Source organism: Nocardia blacklockiae, from assembly GCF_015477355.1.
Taxonomy (GTDB): Bacteria; Actinomycetota; Actinomycetes; order Mycobacteriales; family Mycobacteriaceae; genus Nocardia; species Nocardia blacklockiae.
The window spans coordinates 602,465-620,716 of sequence record NZ_JADLRJ010000003.1; the positions used below are offsets into that span (position 1 = coordinate 602,465).

Genomic DNA, 18,252 nt, shown 5'->3' on the forward strand with positions numbered 1-18,252 from the left:
AGAGGATGTCTCCGACTGCGCAGGAAGTTGTCGAGGAAGATGTCGAGCGGCGGCCGGTGCCGTTGACGCGCAAGCTGCTCGCCGAGGCGATCGGGACGTTCGTCCTGGTGCTGGGCGGCGTCGGCACGGCCGTGATCGCGGGGGAGCGGGTCAGTGCGCTGGGCGTGGCCCTGGCGTTCGGGTTCACGCTGCTGTTCCTGGTGTACGCGATCGGGCCGGTGTCCGGTTGTCACGTGAATCCCGCGGTGACGCTGGGGCAACTGTTGCTCGGCCGGGTCAATGTGGCCACCGCGGTCAGCTATGTGGTGGCGCAACTGGTCGGCGGGTTCGCGGCCGGTGCGGTGGTGTACGCGCTGGCTCAGAACCTGCCCGCCTACAACCGCTTGCGCGACGGTCTCGGCGCGAACGGGTGGGGCGCGCACAGCCCGTCGAAGCTCCAGGTCGAGGGGCCGATGGGGACGCTGGTGCAGAACGGGTACGGGCTGGCCGCGGCGATCACCGTCGAGGTGCTGCTGACCGCGCTGCTGGTCTTCGTGGTGCTGGCGTCCACCGATCAGCTCTCCGACGTGCCGCTGGCCGGGTTGTCCATCGGAATCACGCTCGCGGTGATCCACCTGATCTCGATCCCGATCGACAACACCTCGGTCAATCCCGCGCGCAGCCTCGCCGTCGCGCCCTATCAGGAAGGCGCGCTGGCCCAGGTCTGGGTGTTCATCGTGTTCCCGCTCGTCGGGGGCCTGCTGGGCGCGCTGGTGTACAGCCTGTTGTTCGGCCGCTCGCGCAACATGGCTTCGTGATCACCGGCCGAAAAGGGTTGCGTGCCAGATCGCGTAATACGGCTTCGTGATCACCGGCCCGAAATGAGTTGCGGGCCAGGTCGCGCAATATGGCTTCCCGATTGCGGGCTCGAAACGGTTGCGGGGCAGCGTTTTCAACGTGGCTTGGTGGCGCGTAAGGCGTAGAGGAGCGGGATGCGCGGGCCCGACGGCGGCAGGCGCCACCAGCCGCTCTCCGCGTCGCGGAGCATGTGCGGCCAGCGCGGCCAGGGCAGCAGATCGGTCTCGCGCAGCGACGTGACGGTCAGGCCCGCCCGGGTGAGTGCGGTGACGACGTGGCCGAGGCCGTGGGCCCATTCGTAGACCGGCGCCGCGTCGGGCGGGAGGGCGGGGCCGTCGGTGTAGGTGTGGGTGGCGTTGTGCTCGACCGGGCCGCGGCCCTCGAGGTAGTCGTGGCGCAGGAGCAGTTCGGGGCCGTCGTCCGGTCCGGGCTTGGGGCCCAGCGAGGTCAGTACGGGGTGGAATTCGACGAGGTACAGCAGGCCGCCCGGGCGCAGCAGCTCGTGGATCACCGCGGCCCAGCGGTCCAGGTCGGGCAGGTAGCATAGCGCGCCCTTGCCGGTGTAGACGATGTCGAAGTGCCGGTCGCCCAGGGCCGTTGCCGCGTCGTAGACGTCGGACTTGACGTAGTCGACGGCTGCCTCGCGCTCGCGGGCGATGCGGCGGGCCTGCTCGACGGACCGGCCGGACAGGTCCAGGCCGACCGCGCGGGCCCCGCGTCGGGCGAAGGCGATCGTCTCGGTGCCGAGGTGGCATTGCAGGTGCACCATGTCGCGGCCGTCGAGTGGCCCCAAGTCGTCCCATTCGAACGGGCCGAACCAGGATTCCGCCGGTCGGCTGCCGTCGATGCCGTAGAAGGCGGAGGCCGCGTGGATCGGCGTGCGGGCGTCCCAGTTGCGCTCGTTGGCGCGGATCAGCGCGGCGGTCTCCGCGTCGAATGCCATCGGCTCAGCGCCAGTCGTATTCGGTGCAGAGGCGGTGGGCGACCAGGTCGAAGGTCTTGCGGGGGAGGATGGCACCCTCGCGGCGGATGCCCGCCTCCGGGACGTCGAGTACCCGGTCGAGCCGGACCCAGCTCGGGCGATCGGCGTGATCCCAAGGGCCGGAACCGATTCCGATCCAGTCGCGGTCGTGGGCGCGTTCGGGATTCGACGAGAGCATCAGTCCCAGCAGGGTTTTGCGCTCCCGGCCGACTACGAGCACCGGGCGGTCCTTGCCGTTGTTCGGGTCCTCCTCGAACGGCACCCAGGTCCACACGATCTCCCCGGGGTCGGCGCGCCCGTCCAGGTGCGGGCAGTACACCACCTGCCGCGCCCGCTCCCGGGTCGGCACCGGCGTCGAGGCCGCGGGACGCACCGTCACGCCCGGCGCCTTCCGCCGCCCCATGGCCCGATCCCACACCGCCGAGCGCTGCACCCGATCGACCAGCTTCGGCGCCTGCTTGCGGACGATCTTGGGCCCCTGCTCCTTGGCAATGGTCCCCAACTGCTTGCCGAGTGAGCTCCACGTGCTGGCCATGGATCGGACTATAACGGCGTAAGGTCGCAATCTCATCCCGCCCCAACGCCGTTGTGCGAGCTGGGAATTTGCCGGGTTCGAGGGGCCGGGCGATCGGTTCCGAGCGGCAAATGTGGCAGAACCGCCGAGCGGGCGCGGCTGTGACCGGGATCTCCTCGCGCCGGGAGCGATAGCCCTGGAGAAGAGGGGCGTTACAACTCCGGCGGCTCCAACCCATAAGCTGAAACGTAAGCAAGCGACACCGCGCAGCCACAACGGTTTGCGGCGCGGCTCGGTTTCGGTGGCCGCCGCGCAGGCGACGAAGGAGCAAGCGGCGGTCGCGGAAACCGAGCCACACAAGCGCCGCGAACCCGCCGTGGCGGAGCCGCGGCAGTCGAACACAGCAAACCCGCGACGCCGGAGGCGGCGCAATTAGACACAGGAGTGGAGTGCCAAGCTTCGCCGACACGACGTTCACCGATCCCGCGCGGATCCGGAACTTCTGCATCATCGCGCACATCGACCACGGGAAGTCCACCCTGGCCGACCGGATGCTGCAATTGACCGGGGTGGTCGAGGAGCGGCAGATGCGCGCGCAGTACCTGGACCGGATGGATATCGAGCGGGAGCGCGGTATCACCATCAAGGCCCAGAACGTGCGGCTGCCGTGGACGGTCGAAGGCACCGACTACGTGATGCACCTGATCGATACGCCGGGCCACGTGGACTTCACCTACGAGGTGTCGCGGGCGCTGGAGGCGTGCGAGGGCGCGATTCTGCTGGTGGACGCGGCGCAGGGGATCGAGGCGCAGACACTGGCCAATCTCTATCTGGCTCTGGACAAGGACCTGGAGATCATCCCGGTCCTGAACAAGATCGACCTGCCCGCCGCCGACCCGGACCGCTACGCCGCCGAGCTGGCCCACATCGTGGGTTGCGAGCCGGAGGACGTGCTGCGGGTGTCCGGCAAGACCGGCGTGGGCGTGCCGGAGCTGCTGAACACCGTGATCGAGAAGGTGCCGGCGCCGCAGGGTGAGGCCGACGCGCCCGCGCGGGCGATGATCTTCGACTCGGTCTACGACACCTATCGGGGCGTGGTCACCTATGTGCGCGTGGTGGACGGCAAGCTCACCCCGCGCGAGAAGATCAAGATGATGTCCACCGGCGCCACGCACGAGCTGCTGGAGATCGGCATCGTGTCGCCGGAGCCGAAGCCCACCCAGGGGCTGGGCGTCGGCGAGGTCGGCTACCTCATCACGGGCGTGAAGGACGTGCGGCAGTCGAAGGTCGGTGACACCGTGACCGTCGCGAAGGGCGGTGCCGCCGAGCCGCTCACCGGATATCGGGAGCCCTCGCCGATGGTGTTCTCGGGTCTGTATCCGATGGACGGCTCGGATTATCCGGACCTCCGCGACGCGCTGGACAAGTTGCAGCTCAACGACGCCGCGCTGACCTATCAGCCGGAGACGTCGGTGGCGCTGGGCTTCGGTTTCCGCTGCGGCTTCCTGGGCCTGCTGCACATGGAGATCACCCGCGAGCGGTTGCAGCGGGAATTCGATCTGGACCTGATCTCCACCGCGCCCAACGTGATCTACCGGGTGATCATGGAGGACGGCAGCGAGCACGTCGTCACCAATCCGTCGTACTGGCCGGAGGGCAAGTCGCGCGCGGTGTTCGAGCCGATCGTGAAGGTCACCATCATCTCGCCGAGCGAATTCATCGGCTCGATCATGGAACTGTGCCAGTCCCGGCGCGGCGAGCTGGGCGGCATGGATTACCTGTCGGAGACGCGCGTGGAAATGCGCTACACGCTGCCGATGGCCGAGATCATCTTCGATTTCTTCGACTCGCTGAAGTCGCGCACCCGCGGTTACGCCAGCCTCGATTACGAGGAGGCCGGCGAGCAGGAGGCCGACCTGGTGAAGGTGGACATCCTGCTGCAGGGCGAGGCGGTCGACGCGTTCTCCGCGATCGTGCACCGCGACGCGGCGCAGGCCTACGGGCGGCGGATGACCGAGAAACTCAAGGAACTGATTCCGCGGCAGCAGTTCGAGGTGCCCATTCAGGCGGCGATCGGGTCGAAGGTCATCGCCCGCGAGAACATTCGCGCCATCCGCAAGGACGTGCTGGCCAAGTGCTACGGCGGCGATATCAGCCGCAAGCGCAAGCTGCTGGAGAAGCAGAAGGAGGGCAAGAAGCGCATGAAGACGATCGGGCGGGTCGATGTCCCCCAGGAAGCTTTCGTGGCGGCGCTGTCCACCGAGTCCGCGGCGGAAAAGCCGAAGGGAAAGTAGCGCCAGGGGGTTTGACGGCGCGGTGCGGTGGGGTAGGTCTCACCGGCGGTCGGCATTCGCGGCGTTTTCGGCGGCGCGTTCCCGCAGGTCTGAGCGTTTGACCGGTTGGTATTGCCCGTTGATCTTGGGGCTTTCATACTGATTCGAGCGCTGCCAAGCTGTGGGGCGCAGCACTGTATCGTCGGTTGCCGCCTGACGGACGCCTGGAGGGCCTGCGGGCAGGCTCGAAGGATGTGACAGGCCGGTTATCCGGAAATAAGGTGTAAAGCGATCTGAATTGGCAATACCCGCGTTCGGTTCGGACACCGAACACCTGAGAGCGGAGCTTGTATGACGCGTGACCTGCCCACGGAGGACGACGATCCGGGCACGGGCCAGCACGCGAGCGACGCCGCGTACCGAGTGGCGACGGGAGTCGCGCGGGTGGCCAGGGCGGGGGCGTATGTCACCGGTGGTGCGCTGATCGCATCGAACGGTTCACCGGCGCCCACCAACGAGTCGCACACCAGCCGCATCACCGGCCTGGTCCCCAACGATCCGCATCCGGACGCGCCCAGCCCCGTGGTCACCTATCCCGATCCGGACCCGGACTCGGTGCCGCCTCCCGTGCTGGGCAAGACTGCCCCGCCGCCCGCCGCCGCACCCGCGCCCGCCGCGCCGAATCAGTGGGCGGCGCCGCAGCAGGACGGGGGCTTCGGATTCTCCACGCCGGACGGCTCTTTCAACGGCGGCGGGTACTGGTACTCCCATCCGACCGGCGACGGGTACTCGCCCTCGGTGACGCCCGGCGGATCGCAGGCGCAGTCGCACGCGCCCGGTTCAGGTCACTCCACCGCGCCCGAGTACGGCGATTCCGGCACGCTTCCGTTCGGATCGCTCAGCGACCCGGGCTTCGGGCTGCCGGGTCTGCCCGGACTCGGCGACGGAGGTTTCGACCTGCCCGGGTACCTGACGCATCCGACCAGCGGCACGGTCGGCGACGTCGCCTCGAGCACCGGCCGGGCGGCCGAGTCCGAGGACTCCGAGGGATCCCGGTGGTTCGGCGTCGGCGAGCCGCACCCCGCGCACAACTTCGGCCCCGGTCTGGGTCTGCCCGGGACCGCCGGCCTGCACCTGCCGGGCATGAACGGCTTGGGCGCCAACGGTTTCGGCCTGCCCGACGGGACGGATCCCGCGGCCGGGCACGCCTTCGACGGCATCGGCGACGGTCACATGGTGGGCGTGTTCTTCGACACCGAGTCGCACCTCGACGCCCACATCGGCCTGGACGGCATCTGGATCACCGGCAGCGCGCAACTGGACATCGCCGTCGGCGACGTCGGCCAGCAACTCGACCACTACGGCGACTGGCTCGGCGGCACCGACCCCGGGTCCTCGAACGGCATCGACGGCCTGCTCCCCGGCCTGGGCTTCACACACGGCGCGGACGACGGCTCGGTGCTGTCGGGAGCGCACGCCGGCCCCACCCCCAGCGACCCGACCACACATCCCGGCTCCGGACAAGATGGCTTCGGAGCGCACCCCGTCTCCACGCACGGTGGTCCGGGCGCGCTTTCCAGCTCGTCGCAGGACCCCGCGGCCGCGGCGCACCCCGGTTCCGCGTTCGGCGGACCAGGTGGGGCTCACCCCGGGTCCGCGGTGGATGGCTCGGCGGGAACTCACTCCGGATCGGTGCTGGGCGGCCCAGCGGGAGCTCAGCCGGGGTCCGCGTTCGGCGGGCCCGCCGGTACCGCGCACGGTGTTGCGGCGGAAGCTCAGCCTGGCTCCGCGCAGGGTGGTTCGGCGCATTCCGGTGCTGTGCATGGTGGTTCGGGGGGAGGGCTTCCTGGTAGTGCGCACAGTGGTTCGGCTGGGGGAGGGCATCCGGGGTCGCAGGGTTTGGCGGCGGGTGCGCCTGTTCCGGGGGCGGCTGCGGGTGCGATGGCCCCAGGTGCTGTGGCTCCCGGCGCTGTAGCACCGGGTGCGGTATCGCCGGGCGCTGTGGCACCGGGAGCAGCGCCGGGTGCTGTGGCACCGGGTGTGGTAGCGCCGGGTGTGGTGGCTCCGGCGGTGGCGCCTGCCGCGTTGCCCGCGTCCCTGGCGCCTGCGCCGATGGTGGCGCCGAGTCCGGCGCCCATGCCGGTTGTGGCTGTGGCGCAACCGATTACGGCGGTGCCCGCGCCGGTCGCGCCCCCGCCGCCGATGCCGGTGATCGCGCAGCCGGTGGCCGCCACGCCGTTGCAGACCACTATCCAGCCCGAGGCGGCCTCGCATCCGATCGCGAATGTGCTGGTGGCGCACGCGGGTCCGTCGCCGCTGACCGTGCCGGCCTTCGCCGCGCCGGCGCTGTTCGACCAGGGGCCCGAACGGCCCGGGCACGTCGGCACGGGGAAGCCGCACGACGACGCGTCCGGATCGCCGTCCACCGGCGCGCAGACGCTGACCGGCACCACCGCGCCCTCGACCGGCCCGCACGTCGGCGGCTCCGGCACGACCACCGGCGCCACGCCGTCGCCCGGGACGGAGACCGGCCTGCCGGGCCTGCCCATCTTCGGCCCGGGCCACTCGACCACGGTCACGCCCACCGAGCCGGGAACCACGCGGCCGGACGTCACGACGCCGGACACCACGCGCCCCGACGTCACGACGCCGGACACCACCCGCCCGGACGCGTCGACCCGCCCGGGCACGTCCACCGGCGCGAGCGGCACCCGCGATTCGGACGCCACCAGCGTCACCCCGACCGTGACGCTGCCGCGCGACACCGACTCCGACCAGCCCGGCGGCGCCCCGCACCGGCCCACCACCTCCGACGGTGACGGGCCGACCGCGACGGTCCCCACCCACGACGTGCCCTCGCACGAACCGACCGCGTCGAACCCCACTACGATGCCCAGTCATGCCCCCACGGTCCCCAGCATCAGCAAGCCGGTGCAGCCGGACACCGGCGACAGCGGCGGCATCGCGACCCACACGCAGCCGATCACCCCGCCGCCGACCGTGAAGCCGCCGACCACCGTGGACCCGGCCCCCAACGGCGTGCACCCGGTGAAACCGATGTCGTACCAGGCGGATTCGGCCGACGCCGGCTGGCCCTCGGTCCAGCACGCGGGCCTGTCCACCGCCGACCACGGCGGCCTGTCGAACCCGCTGCTGCCCGGCCCGGACGCCGCGGCGCTCGATCACCCGGCACTGCATCTCGTCACCGACCACCACATCATGCTGTGACCGGAGCGGCCGCAGTGGACTCCGCCGCCAAGCATCCGGACGCGATGGCGCCGCTGCGGGGTCTGCTCGACGAACTGCTCGACCAGACCCGCGCGGCCGGCCGCGCCGACCTGTCCGCCCGGGTGGGCATGGCGCGGTCCCGCGTCGCCGATCCGCGGGTGCGGCTGGTCGTGGTCGGCGAGCCCAAGAACGGGATGAGCACGCTGGTCAACGGCTTGGTCGGGACGGTGATCAGCCCGACCGACAGCTCGATCAGCGTCCCGGCCATCGCCGAATACGGTCCGCGGGCCACGGCCACCCTGGTCCGTTCGATCGGCGGCGGCCGCACCGAGCGGCAGTCCGTCGACCCGCTCGATCCGGGACCCGCGCTGGCCGCCGAGGGCGTGATTCGCGCCGAGTTCACCGAACCCAGCCCGCTGCTGGCCGAGGGCTTCGTGGTGATGGACGCGCCCGGCGCGCCCGCCGACACCCCGACCACCTGGTCGCTCATCGCCGCCGCCGACGCCGTGCTCTACGTCGCCGACGCCGGGGCCGAGTACACCGCCGACCAGATCGCGTTGCTCGAGCGCATCCAGCAGGTATGTCCCACCGTGGTGTGCGTGCTCAACAAGATCGATCGGTATCCGTACTGGGCCCGGGTGCAGCAGCGCAACCGGTCGCTGCTGGACGCGGCGGGACTGGGTTTCGCGGTCGCGCCCATCTCCGCCGAACTGCATCTGCGCGCGGCCGGCGATCAGCGCCGCGATCTCGAGTCGGGTGTGCCGCAGCTGCTGGACCATCTGCGCGAGTATGTGCTGGGCCGCGCGGACGTGGTCGCCCGCGAGGCCGCGGTGCGCGACATCCGCACCTGCACAGACCATTTGGCGATGGCGCTGCGCACCGAGGCGGAGACGCTGCGCGACCCGCGGCGGCGCAGCGAACTCACCGAGCAGTTGCGCGCGGCTCGCGCCGAGGCCGACGAACTGCGGCAGCGCTCGTCGAACTGGCAGGTCACGCTGGCCGACGGCTGCTCGGAGCTGATGGCCGACATCGAGCACGACCTGCGGCACCGGCTGCGCACCCTGATCCGGGAGGCCGAGACCGAGATCGGCAAGCGCGACCCGGCGCGCCGCTGGCAGGAGTTCGGCGCCGACCTGGACGCCCGCATCTGCGAGGCTGTGGAGGAGAACTTCGTCATCGCGCACTACCGCTCGATCGAGCTGGCCGAGCAGGTGTCGGAGAAGTTCCCGCACACCGACTGGGACGTGCCGCTGCCGGACATGCGGCTGGAGAATCCGGGCGAGGTGCTCGAACCGGTGGCCTCGCTGGAACCGCTGGGCAGCGCGAAAGTCAGTGTCACGCAATCGTTTCTGAACGCGATGCGCGGTTCCTACGGCGGGCTGCTGATGGTCGGCGTGCTCACCACCCTGCTGAACATGCCCCTGGTCAACTGGTACTCCGGTGCGGCCGCGGCGATCCTGGGCGTGAACGCGCTGTGGGAGGACCGCAAGATGCGCCTGGACCGTCGCCGGTCGGAGGCGAAGGTCGCCGTGGCGCGCCTGATGGACGACGTGATCTTCCAGGTCAGCAAGGAGTCGCGGTTCCGCCTGCGCAACGTGCAGCGCACCCTGCGCGACCACTTCACCGAGATCGCCAACCAGACCCTGCGCTCGGTCGACGAATCCCTGCGCGCCGCCGAGGAAGCCGCCGCCGTGCACTCCCCGGAGAGCCGCGACCGCCGCCTCACCGAAATCGAGAAAACCCTGGTCCGCCTCCGCGACATCCGCGAACGCGCCGACGCCCTCTGACGCCCGTAACCCCTGCCGCCCGCGGGCGGGTGGGGTAAGTTACCTGGCCGAACGTGTTGTCGCGGGATGGAGTCGTTGTGCGTACCAAACTCGTCGCCGGATTACCGGTCGCCCTGTTGTTCGGATCGGCGCTCGCCGTGGCGGTGGCGCCGGCGGCGCAGGCCGTGCCGACCTACACCTGCACGGCGCAGGCCTACGACGGTCAGCAGTTGGAGCCGGTCGTGGTGGAGGCGCGGCAGGGCGTGTCGCAGGCGCGGCTGCGGGCGCGGCCGGAGTGGCGGGGCCAGGCCAAGTTCGACACGATCAAGTGCACGCCGACCGGCGGGCAGGCGCCCGCGCAGCGCTGAGGATCGCCGCAGCTCATCCCGCCCGGTGCGCCGGGTGGAATTCACCCGCGCCCACCGACTCCTCCGCGCGGATCACGTGCATGACGGCGTTGATCAGCGCCAGGTGCGTGAAGGCCTGTGGGAAGTTGCCCAGATGCCGGCCCGAGCGCGGGTCGATCTCCTCGGCGTAGAGCTTGAGCGGGCTGGAGTAGCCGAGCAGCCGCTCCAGCAGATGCCGCGCCCGCTGCACCTCGCCGATCTCCACCAGCGCCGAGACCAGCCAGAACGAGCAGATGGTGAAGGTGCCCTCCGCGCCGCTCAGGCCGTCGTCGGTCGATTCGGTGCGGTAGCGCAGCACCAGGCCCTGTTCGGTGAGGTCGTCGGCGATGGCCAGCACCGTCTTGCGCACCCGCGCGTCGTCCGGCGGCAGGAACCGCAGCAGCGGCACCAGCAGCAGCGAGGCGTCGAGGGTGTCGCCGCCGTAGGTCTGGGTGAAGACGCCGTCCGCGTTCACCCCGTGGTCGAGGACGTCGGCGTGGATCTCGGCGGCGAGGTCGTGCCACTTCTCGGCATAGTCGTACTCGCCGTGCATCTCGGCCAGTTTCGCGCCGCGGTCCAGCGCCACCCAGCACATCACCTTCGACGAGGTGAAGTGCTGCGGTTCGCCGCGCACCTCCCACAGGCTGCGGTCGGGTTCGCGCCAGTGCTCGATCGCGGCCTGCACCTGGCGTTCCAGGATGGGCCACAGCGATTCCGGCACCTGCTGGCGCGATTTCACGTGCAGGTAGACCGAGTCCAGGATGGTGCCCCAGATGTCGTGCTGGTCCTGCTGATACGCGTCGTTGCCGACGCGGACGGGCTGCGCGCCGTCGTACCCGTGCAGGTGCCCGAGCTCGTACTCGGTGATCTCGCGTTCGCCGCCGATGCCGTAGAGCACCTGCAGCGGCAGCGAATCCCCGTTCTCGCCGTTGGCGACGTCGTAGAGGAAGGCGAAGAAATCGTCGGCCTCGCGGTTGAGGCCGAGCGTGTACAGGCCCCACAGCGCGAAGGTGGAGTCCCGCACCCAGCTGTAGCGGTAGTCCCAGTTGCGTTCTCCGCCAGGGGTTTCCGGCAGTGAGGTGGTGGCCGCGGCGAGCAGCGCCCCGGTCGGGGCGTAGGTCAGTCCCTTCAGGGTGAGCGCGCTGCGCTGCAGGTAGCCCCGCCATTCGTGGTCCGGGAACTTGCCGAGCGTGATCCACTGCCGCCAGTACTCGGTGGTGGCCCACATCTTCTGCGCGGCCTCGGCGAAGGTGCGCGGCGGCGGCAGCGGTGACCAGGACAGGGCCACGAACACCTCGTCGCCCTCCTGCATCCGGGTGCGCGCCTGCGCCGAGCGGCCCTCCAGGCCCAGCCGCATGTCGGTGGTGAGGGTCAGCTCGGGAGCCTCGGGGACGTCCGCGCAGCTGGCGGTGGCCTGCTCGTAGACCTGGCCGGTGTAGTTCCAGGCGGCCACGCCGCGGTGGTAGTCGAAGGAGGGCTCGCAGATCAGCTCCAGCTCGACCACGCCGCTCACGCACTTCACGGTGCGCAGCAGGATGTGCTCGGCGTCCCAGTCGCGCGGGGTGCGCCGGTAGGTGCGGCTGCGCTTGTCGGTGTTGTGCCAGGGCCCGAGCACCAGCGCGTCGCGCACGATCAGCCAGCCGGTCTCGGTCTGCCAGGTGGTCTCCACGATCATGCCGCCGGGCAGGTAGCGCCGCGCGGCGGGCACGTTCACCCCGTACGGCCCGACCCGGAAGTGCCCCGCGCTGCGATCCAGCATCGCGCCGAACACGCTGGGCGAGTCCGGCCGCGGCAGGCACATCCACTCCACCGACCCGTTGCGCGCGATCAGGCAGCTCGATTCGCAATCGGACAGGAACGCGTAGTCGTCGATGGGCGGATACGCCGACCGATGCGTGGTCCCCATCGTCGCCGGAATGAACCCGCCCGCCGGCGACGCGTCGGTCACATCCTCGAGCGCGTCCCGCGGAACCGCGGGTTCCAGCGGCGAAGCCATCCCGGGAGCGTCGCTGATCGGTTCATCGTAGGACGACATAGCAACCATCATCGACGCGCAAGCACCCCACGTCCACAGTGGGAAGGCCCCCACCCCGCAAAACCATCCGGCCCACATCCCCCGATCCGAACACCGACGAGGTTTGCGGCGCGGCTCGGTTTTCGGCGACCGCCGCGCCGCGACGAAGGAGCAAGCGGCGGTCGCCGAAAACCGAGCCACACAGGCGCCGCAAACCCGCGACGCCGAAGGCGGCGCCAAAAGATTAGGCTGGGGAGGTGCATCGCATTGCTGGCTGGTGGGACGGCTTCGAACTGTGGGTCGCCGGCCTGCCGTTCCTTCCGCAATTCCTGGTGGTGATGATCGGGGCGCTCCCGGCCAGCTTCGCCATCGCCTTCCTGCTCGACCGCGGCCTGCGGGTGGTGCTGCGGCTGCTGGGCCGCGACCGGAACCAGGCTCGGGAGAGCGGCGGGGAGCCCGCGCGGCCGATGCGCGAGGAGGCGGCGTGACCGGGTTCACCGCGGGCGCCGCGGGTGCCGGAAGGGACGGTGCGTGATGCCGCGCTCGCGCGTGCAGCTGGCGCTGGTCGCGCTGCTGGTGCTGGTGATCGTCGCCTGGCTGCTGACCGCTGAGGTACTGTGCACGGCATGTCAACCGATGAGGAATTCGCGGAGATCACTCAGTTGCTGGACGACTCCGACGAGCTCGACGAGGGACCGCGCCTGCTCGCCACCCACTACGCCTCGCCGGAGGAGGCGGTGGAGATGGTGCGGGCCGCGCAGGTGCTCGGCCTGGGCGTGCGGCTGCACAACCAGCTCCGGGTCGAGGAGACCACCGAGGACGGCGAGGAGACGGCCACCGAGGAGTGGATCATCGACCTGCTCGAGAGCCCGCCGGAGGTCGAGGACGAGTGACCGGCTGAGGCCGATCCCTTACGCTCCAACACTTTTCCGAGTTTCGTCACCCGCTCACCCTTGTCCCACGGTGCGCACCGCGACCCCGGCTTCGCGGCCGCGGTCGCGCACCGTGCGGCCGAGGGGCGTCGAAGCTCTCCTGAGACGGACCCGGTGCCGCGTCCAGCCACCCATCGGCATCCCGGTCGAAACCGCGGCGGGCGCGGTCCGGACCGGACATTCGGTTCACACGGTTCGTTATCGTTCGATTAGCGGGCGTCGATTCTGCTCTGCTACAGTTTGCCCGTGTCATCGAGTGTTTTGCCGCAGGTCCGCCATGAATTGGCGTTGATCGCAGTCGGCTGCCTCGTGGTCGCGGACATCCACTGTCGCTGACGGCAGATCGGGGTGTCTGCGAGTCCTCCCAGTAGACTGGCGCGCAATCTTTCGCAGAGATATCCCGTTTCCGGCGGTTTCGTGCCGCAGTCGCGCCACTGCCGCAAATTTTCGCGTCAGGTCTACTCGGCAACCATATCGACCCGCCATCCCCGAGCATTCCCAGTGCTGGCGGGAATGAGGAAAGGCCCACCCGATGTCTCGCAACACACGGCTCTTCTCGCGCCGACGTCAGCTCGCCGTCGCGTTCACCGCGCTGGCGGCGCTCACCCTCACCGCCTGCAGCGGCGGGGCCAGCGACAGCACCAGCGGTGGGCCCGCGGCCGACGGCAGCGGCGGCACGCTGAACCTCTACGCCTACGCCGTGCCCAAGCCGGGCTTCGACAAGGTGATCCCCGAGTTCAACAAGACCGACGCGGGCAAGGGCGTGCAGATCCAGCAGTCCTACGGCGCCTCGGGCGACCAGTCGCGCAAGGTGAAGGACGGCGCCCAGGCCGACGTGGTGAACTTCTCCGTCGAGCCCGACATCACCCGCCTGGTCGACGCGGGCCTGGTCGACGCGAGCTGGAATGCCGACGCGCACAAGGGCATTCCGTTCGGCTCGGTCGTCGTCATCGCGGTCCGCAAGGGCAACCCCAAGGGCATCAAGGACTGGGACGACCTGCTGAAGCCCGGCGTCGAGGTGGTCACCCCCAACCCGTTCAGCTCCGGCTCGGCCAAATGGAACCTGCTGGCGCCCTACGCCGCCAAGAGCGAGGGCGGCAAGAACCCGCAGGCCGGCCTCGACTACCTGAGCCAGCTGATCTCCAAGGACCACGTCAAGGTGCAGCCGAAGTCGGGCCGCGAGGCGACCGAGACCTTCCTGCAGGGCACCGGCGACGTGCTGCTCAGCTACGAGAACGAGGCCATCTTCTCCGAGCGCAACGGCGACCCGATCGAGCACGTCGTGCCGCCCACCACCTTCAAGATCGAGAATCCCGTCGCGGTGCTGAAGAACAGCAAGAGCCTGGACAAGGCCGTCGCCTTCAAGGACTTCCTGTACACCACCGAGGGCCAGAAGGCCTGGGGCAAGGCCGGATTCCGGCCCGTCGATCCCGCCGTCGCGGCCGAGTTCGGCAAGGACTTCCCGACGCCGCAGAAGCTGTGGACGATCGACGACCTGGGTGGCTGGAAGACCGTCGACAAGGATCTGTTCACGCAGGGCTCCGGCAGCGTGGCGCAGATCTACGACAAGGCCACCAAGTAGCCCGACCGAGCACACGGGATACTCGATTACTGTGACTGAGAGCAGTATCGACGCCGGGACCGCTGTTCCCGGCGTCACGCCGAAGGCGCCGCGCGGCCGCTCGCTGCTGCGGGTCACCGGCGCGACCGGTCCGCTCGGCGCCGCGATCGCGGTGCTGTGGCTGAGCGTGATCGTGCTGCTGCCGCTGGCCGCGCTGACCTTCCACTCCTTCGACGACGGCTGGTCGGGCTTCTGGGACGCCGTCACCGCACCCGCGGCGCTGGACTCGCTGCGGGTCACGGTGCTGGTCTCGGCCGTGGTGGCACTGCTCAACGTGGTGATGGGCACCCTGGTCGCGTGGGTGCTGGTGCGCGACGACTTCCCGGGCAAGGGCATCGTGAACGCGCTGATCGACCTGCCGTTCGCGCTGCCCACCATCGTCGCCAGCATCGTGCTGCTGTCGCTGTACGGCCCGCAGAGCCCGGTCGGCGTGCACCTCAACGCCACCGAGCCCGGCCTGGTGGTCGCGCTGGCGTTCGTGACGCTGCCGTTCGTGGTGCGCTCGGTGCAGCCGGTGCTCATCGAGGCGGACCGCGAGGTGGAGCAGGCAGCCACGTCGCTGGGCGCGGACAACTGGACCACGTTCCGGCTGGTCGTGCTGCCCACCCTGCTGCCCGCGATCATCTCCGGCGGCGGCCTGGCCTTCGCCCGCGCCATCGGCGAGTACGGCTCGGTGGTGCTGATCGGCGGCAACATCCCCGGCGAGACCCAGATGACCTCGCAGTACATCCAGCAGCAGATCGAGGTGGACCGGCCGGTCAACGCCGCCGCGGTGTCGGTGGCGCTGCTGGCGATCTCGTTCGTCGCGCTGCTGGTGCTGCGGGTGCTGGCGGACCGCACCGCACGCAAGGAGCAGGCGAGCCGATGAAACTGTCTCTCCCGACCCGGATCTCGCTGCGTGTGATCGCGCTCGCGTACCTGCTGGTGCTGCTGGTGGCACCGCTGGTCATCATCCTGTGGCGCAGCTTCGAGCGGGGCATCGGCGCGTTCATCGATTCGATCAGCACGCCCGCGGCCGTCTCGGCGTTCAACCTGTCGATCCTGATCGTGGCCATCGTCGTGCCGCTCAACGTGGTGTTCGGTGTGCTCACCGCGATCGCGCTGGTGCGCGGGAACTTCCCCGGCCGCACCCTGATCCAGGGCGTGGTGGACCTGCCGTTCGCGGTGTCGCCGGTGGTGGTGGGCGTCTCGCTGATCATGCTGTGGGGCGCCGGCGGCTGGTTCGGCGGTGTCGAGAGCCTCGGCTTCCGGGTGATCTTCGGGCTGCCCGGCATGGTGATCGCCACCCTGTTCGTGACGTTGCCGTTCGTGGTCAGCGAGGTGGTCCCGGTGCTGCACGAGATCGGCGACGATCAGGAGCAGGCCGCCACCACGCTCGGCGCCAACCGGTGGCAGACCTTCTGGCGCATCACGCTGCCGGCCATCCGGTGGGGCCTGACCTACGGCATCGTGCTCACCGTGGCCCGCGCGCTCGGCGAGTTCGGCGCGGTGATCATGGTGTCCTCCGCGCTGCCCGGCATCTCGCAGACGCTCACCCTGCTCGTGCACGGCCGGTACATCAACGACCACAACACCTTCGGCGCCTATTGTGCGGCGACCCTGCTGATGGGCCTCGCGCTCGTCACCCTCATTCTGATGACTCTCCTCGAACGCAAGCGGGGCACTGCCAAATGATCACCGTGACCAATGCGAACAAACGCTACGGCTCGTTCGCCGCGCTCGACGACGTCAGCCTCGAGATTCCCTCGGGCGAGCTGACCGCGCTCCTCGGACCGTCCGGTTCCGGTAAGTCCACGCTGTTGCGCTCGATCGCCGGATTGGAATCGCTGGATTCCGGCGTGGTGACCATCGCCGGGCGCGACGTGACCCGGCTGGCGCCGCAGAAGCGGGATATCGGATTCGTCTTCCAGCATTACGCCGCGTTCAAGCACATGACCGTGCGCGACAATGTGGCATTCGGGTTGAAGATTCGTAAGCGGCCCAAGGCCGAGATCGCGAAACGCGTCGACGAATTGCTCGGCATCGTCGGTCTGGACGGCTTCCAGCACCGTTATCCGGCGCAATTGTCCGGCGGTCAGCGGCAGCGCATGGCGCTGGCTCGCGCGCTCGCGGTGGATCCGCAGGTGCTGCTGCTGGACGAGCCGTTCGGCGCCCTGGACGCGAAAGTCCGCCACGATCTGCGCAAATGGCTGCGGCGGCTGCACGAGGAAGTGCACGTGACCACCGTGCTGGTCACCCACGACCAGGAGGAGGCCCTGGACGTGGCCGATCGGATCGCCGTGATGAACGCCGGCCGCATCGAACAGGTCGGCAGCCCCGAGGACGTCTACGACCGCCCGGCCAACGATTTCGTGATGTCGTTCCTGGGCGCGGTGGCGAAATTGAACGGGCACCTGGTGCGGCCGCACGATATCCGGATCGGCCGCGATCCCGCCATGGCGCTGGCCGAGCACGAGGGCACCGCGGAATCGTCCGGTGTCACCCGGGCGACGGTGGAACGCGTGGTGCGACTGGGTTTCGAGGTGCGCCTGGAATTGCGCAACGCGGCGACCGGTGATTTGTTCACCGCGCAGGTCACCCGCGGCGACGCCGAGGCGCTGCGACTGGCCGACGGGGAAACGGTCTATGCGCGGGCGACGCGAATTCCGGACCTGCCGGTGAGCTGATTCGACACGCCGACGGTAAATGGCGTTTCTAATTCGGGGAATGTGGTCGAATACACCTCGTGCAAAACGAGTAATTCCGCAGTCGTCAGGACCGTGAGCTCGTGGGTCGCGCGCCGCGCGATCGCATACCCGTGCCCGGCGGGAATGTGCGCCGGGTAGTCCGTGTCATTTCCGTCGCTGCCGCATGCGCTTTGACGACCGCGGCACGGTGGGGGAGCGCCGGCTGCACAGAAACAGCCCATTCCCATGCCATTTCCTCGAATATCACTGGCGGCCGTCGCCGCCTGCTGTGCCCTCGCGATCGTCACCGGCCACGAGGCCGCCCGGTACGAACGGACCGTCGCGGCCGAACCGGAACTCACCCGGCGCTTCGCCGAACCCCTCGTCGCGCCCGCGCCGCCGCGCGACGCCTACGCCGATCCCGCGCCCGAAGAACTGTCACCGCGCGAAACCGTCGGCGCCCAGCAACATTTCACGCCGAGCCCGCCGCAGTGGGAGAACGCGCGGGTGATCGTCGCGGCGGCGCGCGAGCGGGCGCTGCCGGTGTACGCGGCGGTGATCGCGCTGGCCACCGCGCTCCAGGAATCGCTGCTCGAGAATCTGACCGTGCCCGTCGACGCCGACTCGCTGGGGTTGTTCCAGCAGCGACCCTCGACCGGCTGGGGTCTGCCGGAGCAGCTGACCGACCCGGCCTACGCTGCCGGGGCCTTCCTCGACGCACTGACCGCCGGGGTGCCGGACTACCCCGAGCTACCGCTGTGGCAGTCGGCGCAGGAGACCCAGGCCTCGGCGTTCCCGCTGGCCTACGCGCAGTGGGAGGAGCAGGCCGCGGCCATGGTCGGCGACATTCTCGCCGAGTGAACCGGATGCGTTGTGCGGCAGAATCGTTCGCCGGTACGTTCCGGACCGGGCGAACCGCGCCCCGCAGCTTTCTTTCCGCAAATCGACCATCGCCGCTGCGTGTTCGGTGCCGAGACTGTTTCTCTCGCACCGAAGATCAACAACCGCGCAGGTGAGAGCTGACCTTGTCGAC

At 69.7% G+C, this 18,252-nt stretch carries 17 protein-coding genes; 13 read left to right on the plus strand and 4 right to left on the minus strand.

Annotated features, from left to right (window positions below):
• The first annotated feature begins 5 nt into the window (after positions 1 to 5).
• A complete protein-coding gene (locus IU476_RS12275) occupies positions 6 to 797 on the plus strand; it encodes an aquaporin (RefSeq protein WP_195099591.1) in 792 nt (263 codons plus the stop codon).
• A gap of 134 nt (positions 798 to 931) precedes the next feature.
• Here the strand turns inward: IU476_RS12275 and IU476_RS12280 are convergent, their stop codons facing one another.
• Together IU476_RS12280 and IU476_RS12285 are read right to left on the minus strand one after the other, a co-directional pair.
• Entirely contained in the window at positions 932 to 1,780 is an 849-nt protein-coding gene (locus tag IU476_RS12280) for a class I SAM-dependent methyltransferase (protein ID WP_195099593.1), read from the minus strand.
• 4 nt (positions 1,781 to 1,784) lie between these two features.
• A complete protein-coding gene (locus tag IU476_RS12285) occupies positions 1,785 to 2,354 on the minus strand; it encodes a type II toxin-antitoxin system PemK/MazF family toxin (RefSeq protein WP_195099595.1) in 570 nt (189 codons plus the stop codon).
• A 428-nt stretch (positions 2,355 to 2,782) separates the two neighbouring features.
• Between IU476_RS12285 and lepA the strand changes: the two genes are divergently transcribed.
• Complete coding sequence (gene lepA / locus IU476_RS12290; RefSeq protein ID WP_195099597.1) at positions 2,783 to 4,627, plus strand: translation elongation factor 4; 1,845 nt, start codon at positions 2,783 to 2,785, stop codon at positions 4,625 to 4,627.
• A gap of 39 nt (positions 4,628 to 4,666) precedes the next feature.
• Here the strand turns inward: lepA and IU476_RS12295 are convergent, their stop codons facing one another.
• The gene (locus tag IU476_RS12295; RefSeq protein WP_195099599.1) at positions 4,667 to 4,933 is read right to left on the minus strand and encodes a hypothetical protein; all 267 of its coding nucleotides are present in this window, start codon (positions 4,931 to 4,933) and stop codon (positions 4,667 to 4,669) included.
• Positions 4,934 to 4,957: 24 nt separating this feature from the next.
• Between IU476_RS12295 and IU476_RS12300 the strand changes: the two genes are divergently transcribed.
• The 3 genes from IU476_RS12300 to IU476_RS12310 all read left to right on the plus strand — a co-directional run bounded on the left by IU476_RS12300 (position 4,958) and on the right by IU476_RS12310 (position 9,968).
• Positions 4,958 to 7,834 carry a hypothetical protein gene (locus tag IU476_RS12300; RefSeq protein WP_195099601.1) on the plus strand — a complete coding sequence of 959 codons (2,877 nt, stop codon included), beginning with the start codon at positions 4,958 to 4,960 and terminating at the stop codon, positions 7,832 to 7,834.
• Entirely contained in the window at positions 7,831 to 9,621 is a 1,791-nt protein-coding gene (locus IU476_RS12305) for a P-loop NTPase family protein (RefSeq protein ID WP_195099603.1), read from the plus strand. Before IU476_RS12300 ends, IU476_RS12305 begins: the two co-directional genes overlap by 4 nt.
• 77 nt (positions 9,622 to 9,698) lie before the next feature.
• A complete protein-coding gene (locus tag IU476_RS12310) occupies positions 9,699 to 9,968 on the plus strand; it encodes a hypothetical protein (RefSeq protein ID WP_195099604.1) in 270 nt (89 codons plus the stop codon).
• Between the two features lie 13 nt (positions 9,969 to 9,981).
• Here IU476_RS12310 and IU476_RS12315 read toward each other — a convergent pair whose 3' ends face one another.
• Positions 9,982 to 11,892: a glycoside hydrolase family 15 protein gene (locus IU476_RS12315; protein WP_228823608.1), complete on the minus strand. Its 1,911-nt coding sequence runs from the start codon at positions 11,890 to 11,892 to the stop codon at positions 9,982 to 9,984.
• Between the two features lie 365 nt (positions 11,893 to 12,257).
• Here IU476_RS12315 and IU476_RS12320 point away from each other — a divergent pair, with 365 nt between their 5' ends.
• From IU476_RS12320 to IU476_RS12350, 8 genes are all read left to right on the plus strand, one after another.
• On the plus strand, positions 12,258 to 12,488 hold the full coding sequence (locus tag IU476_RS12320) for a hypothetical protein (protein WP_195099605.1): 231 nt from the start codon (positions 12,258 to 12,260) through the stop codon (positions 12,486 to 12,488).
• Between the two features lie 138 nt (positions 12,489 to 12,626).
• Positions 12,627 to 12,893, plus strand: coding sequence for a hypothetical protein (locus tag IU476_RS12325; protein ID WP_195099606.1), 267 nt, complete (start codon positions 12,627 to 12,629; stop codon positions 12,891 to 12,893).
• A gap of 285 nt (positions 12,894 to 13,178) precedes the next feature.
• A complete protein-coding gene (locus IU476_RS37035) occupies positions 13,179 to 13,268 on the plus strand; it encodes an Ms4533A family Cys-rich leader peptide (protein ID WP_324194030.1) in 90 nt (29 codons plus the stop codon).
• Positions 13,269 to 13,464: 196 nt separating this feature from the next.
• Complete coding sequence (locus tag IU476_RS12330; protein ID WP_195099607.1) at positions 13,465 to 14,514, plus strand: sulfate ABC transporter substrate-binding protein; 1,050 nt, start codon at positions 13,465 to 13,467, stop codon at positions 14,512 to 14,514.
• A 46-nt stretch (positions 14,515 to 14,560) separates the two neighbouring features.
• A complete protein-coding gene (cysT, locus tag IU476_RS12335) occupies positions 14,561 to 15,421 on the plus strand; it encodes a sulfate ABC transporter permease subunit CysT (RefSeq protein ID WP_438944008.1) in 861 nt (286 codons plus the stop codon).
• Positions 15,418 to 16,227 (plus strand): sulfate ABC transporter permease subunit CysW, encoded by an 810-nt coding sequence (cysW, locus tag IU476_RS12340; protein WP_195099609.1) that lies wholly within the window; start codon positions 15,418 to 15,420, stop codon positions 16,225 to 16,227. The genes cysT and cysW overlap by 4 nt, the downstream gene beginning before the upstream one ends.
• The gene (locus IU476_RS12345) at positions 16,224 to 17,219 is read left to right on the plus strand and encodes a sulfate/molybdate ABC transporter ATP-binding protein (protein WP_195099610.1); all 996 of its coding nucleotides are present in this window, start codon (positions 16,224 to 16,226) and stop codon (positions 17,217 to 17,219) included. The genes cysW and IU476_RS12345 overlap by 4 nt, the downstream gene beginning before the upstream one ends.
• A gap of 246 nt (positions 17,220 to 17,465) precedes the next feature.
• Positions 17,466 to 18,080 (plus strand): hypothetical protein, encoded by a 615-nt coding sequence (locus IU476_RS12350; protein ID WP_195099612.1) that lies wholly within the window; start codon positions 17,466 to 17,468, stop codon positions 18,078 to 18,080.
• Positions 18,081 to 18,252 lie beyond the last annotated feature (172 nt).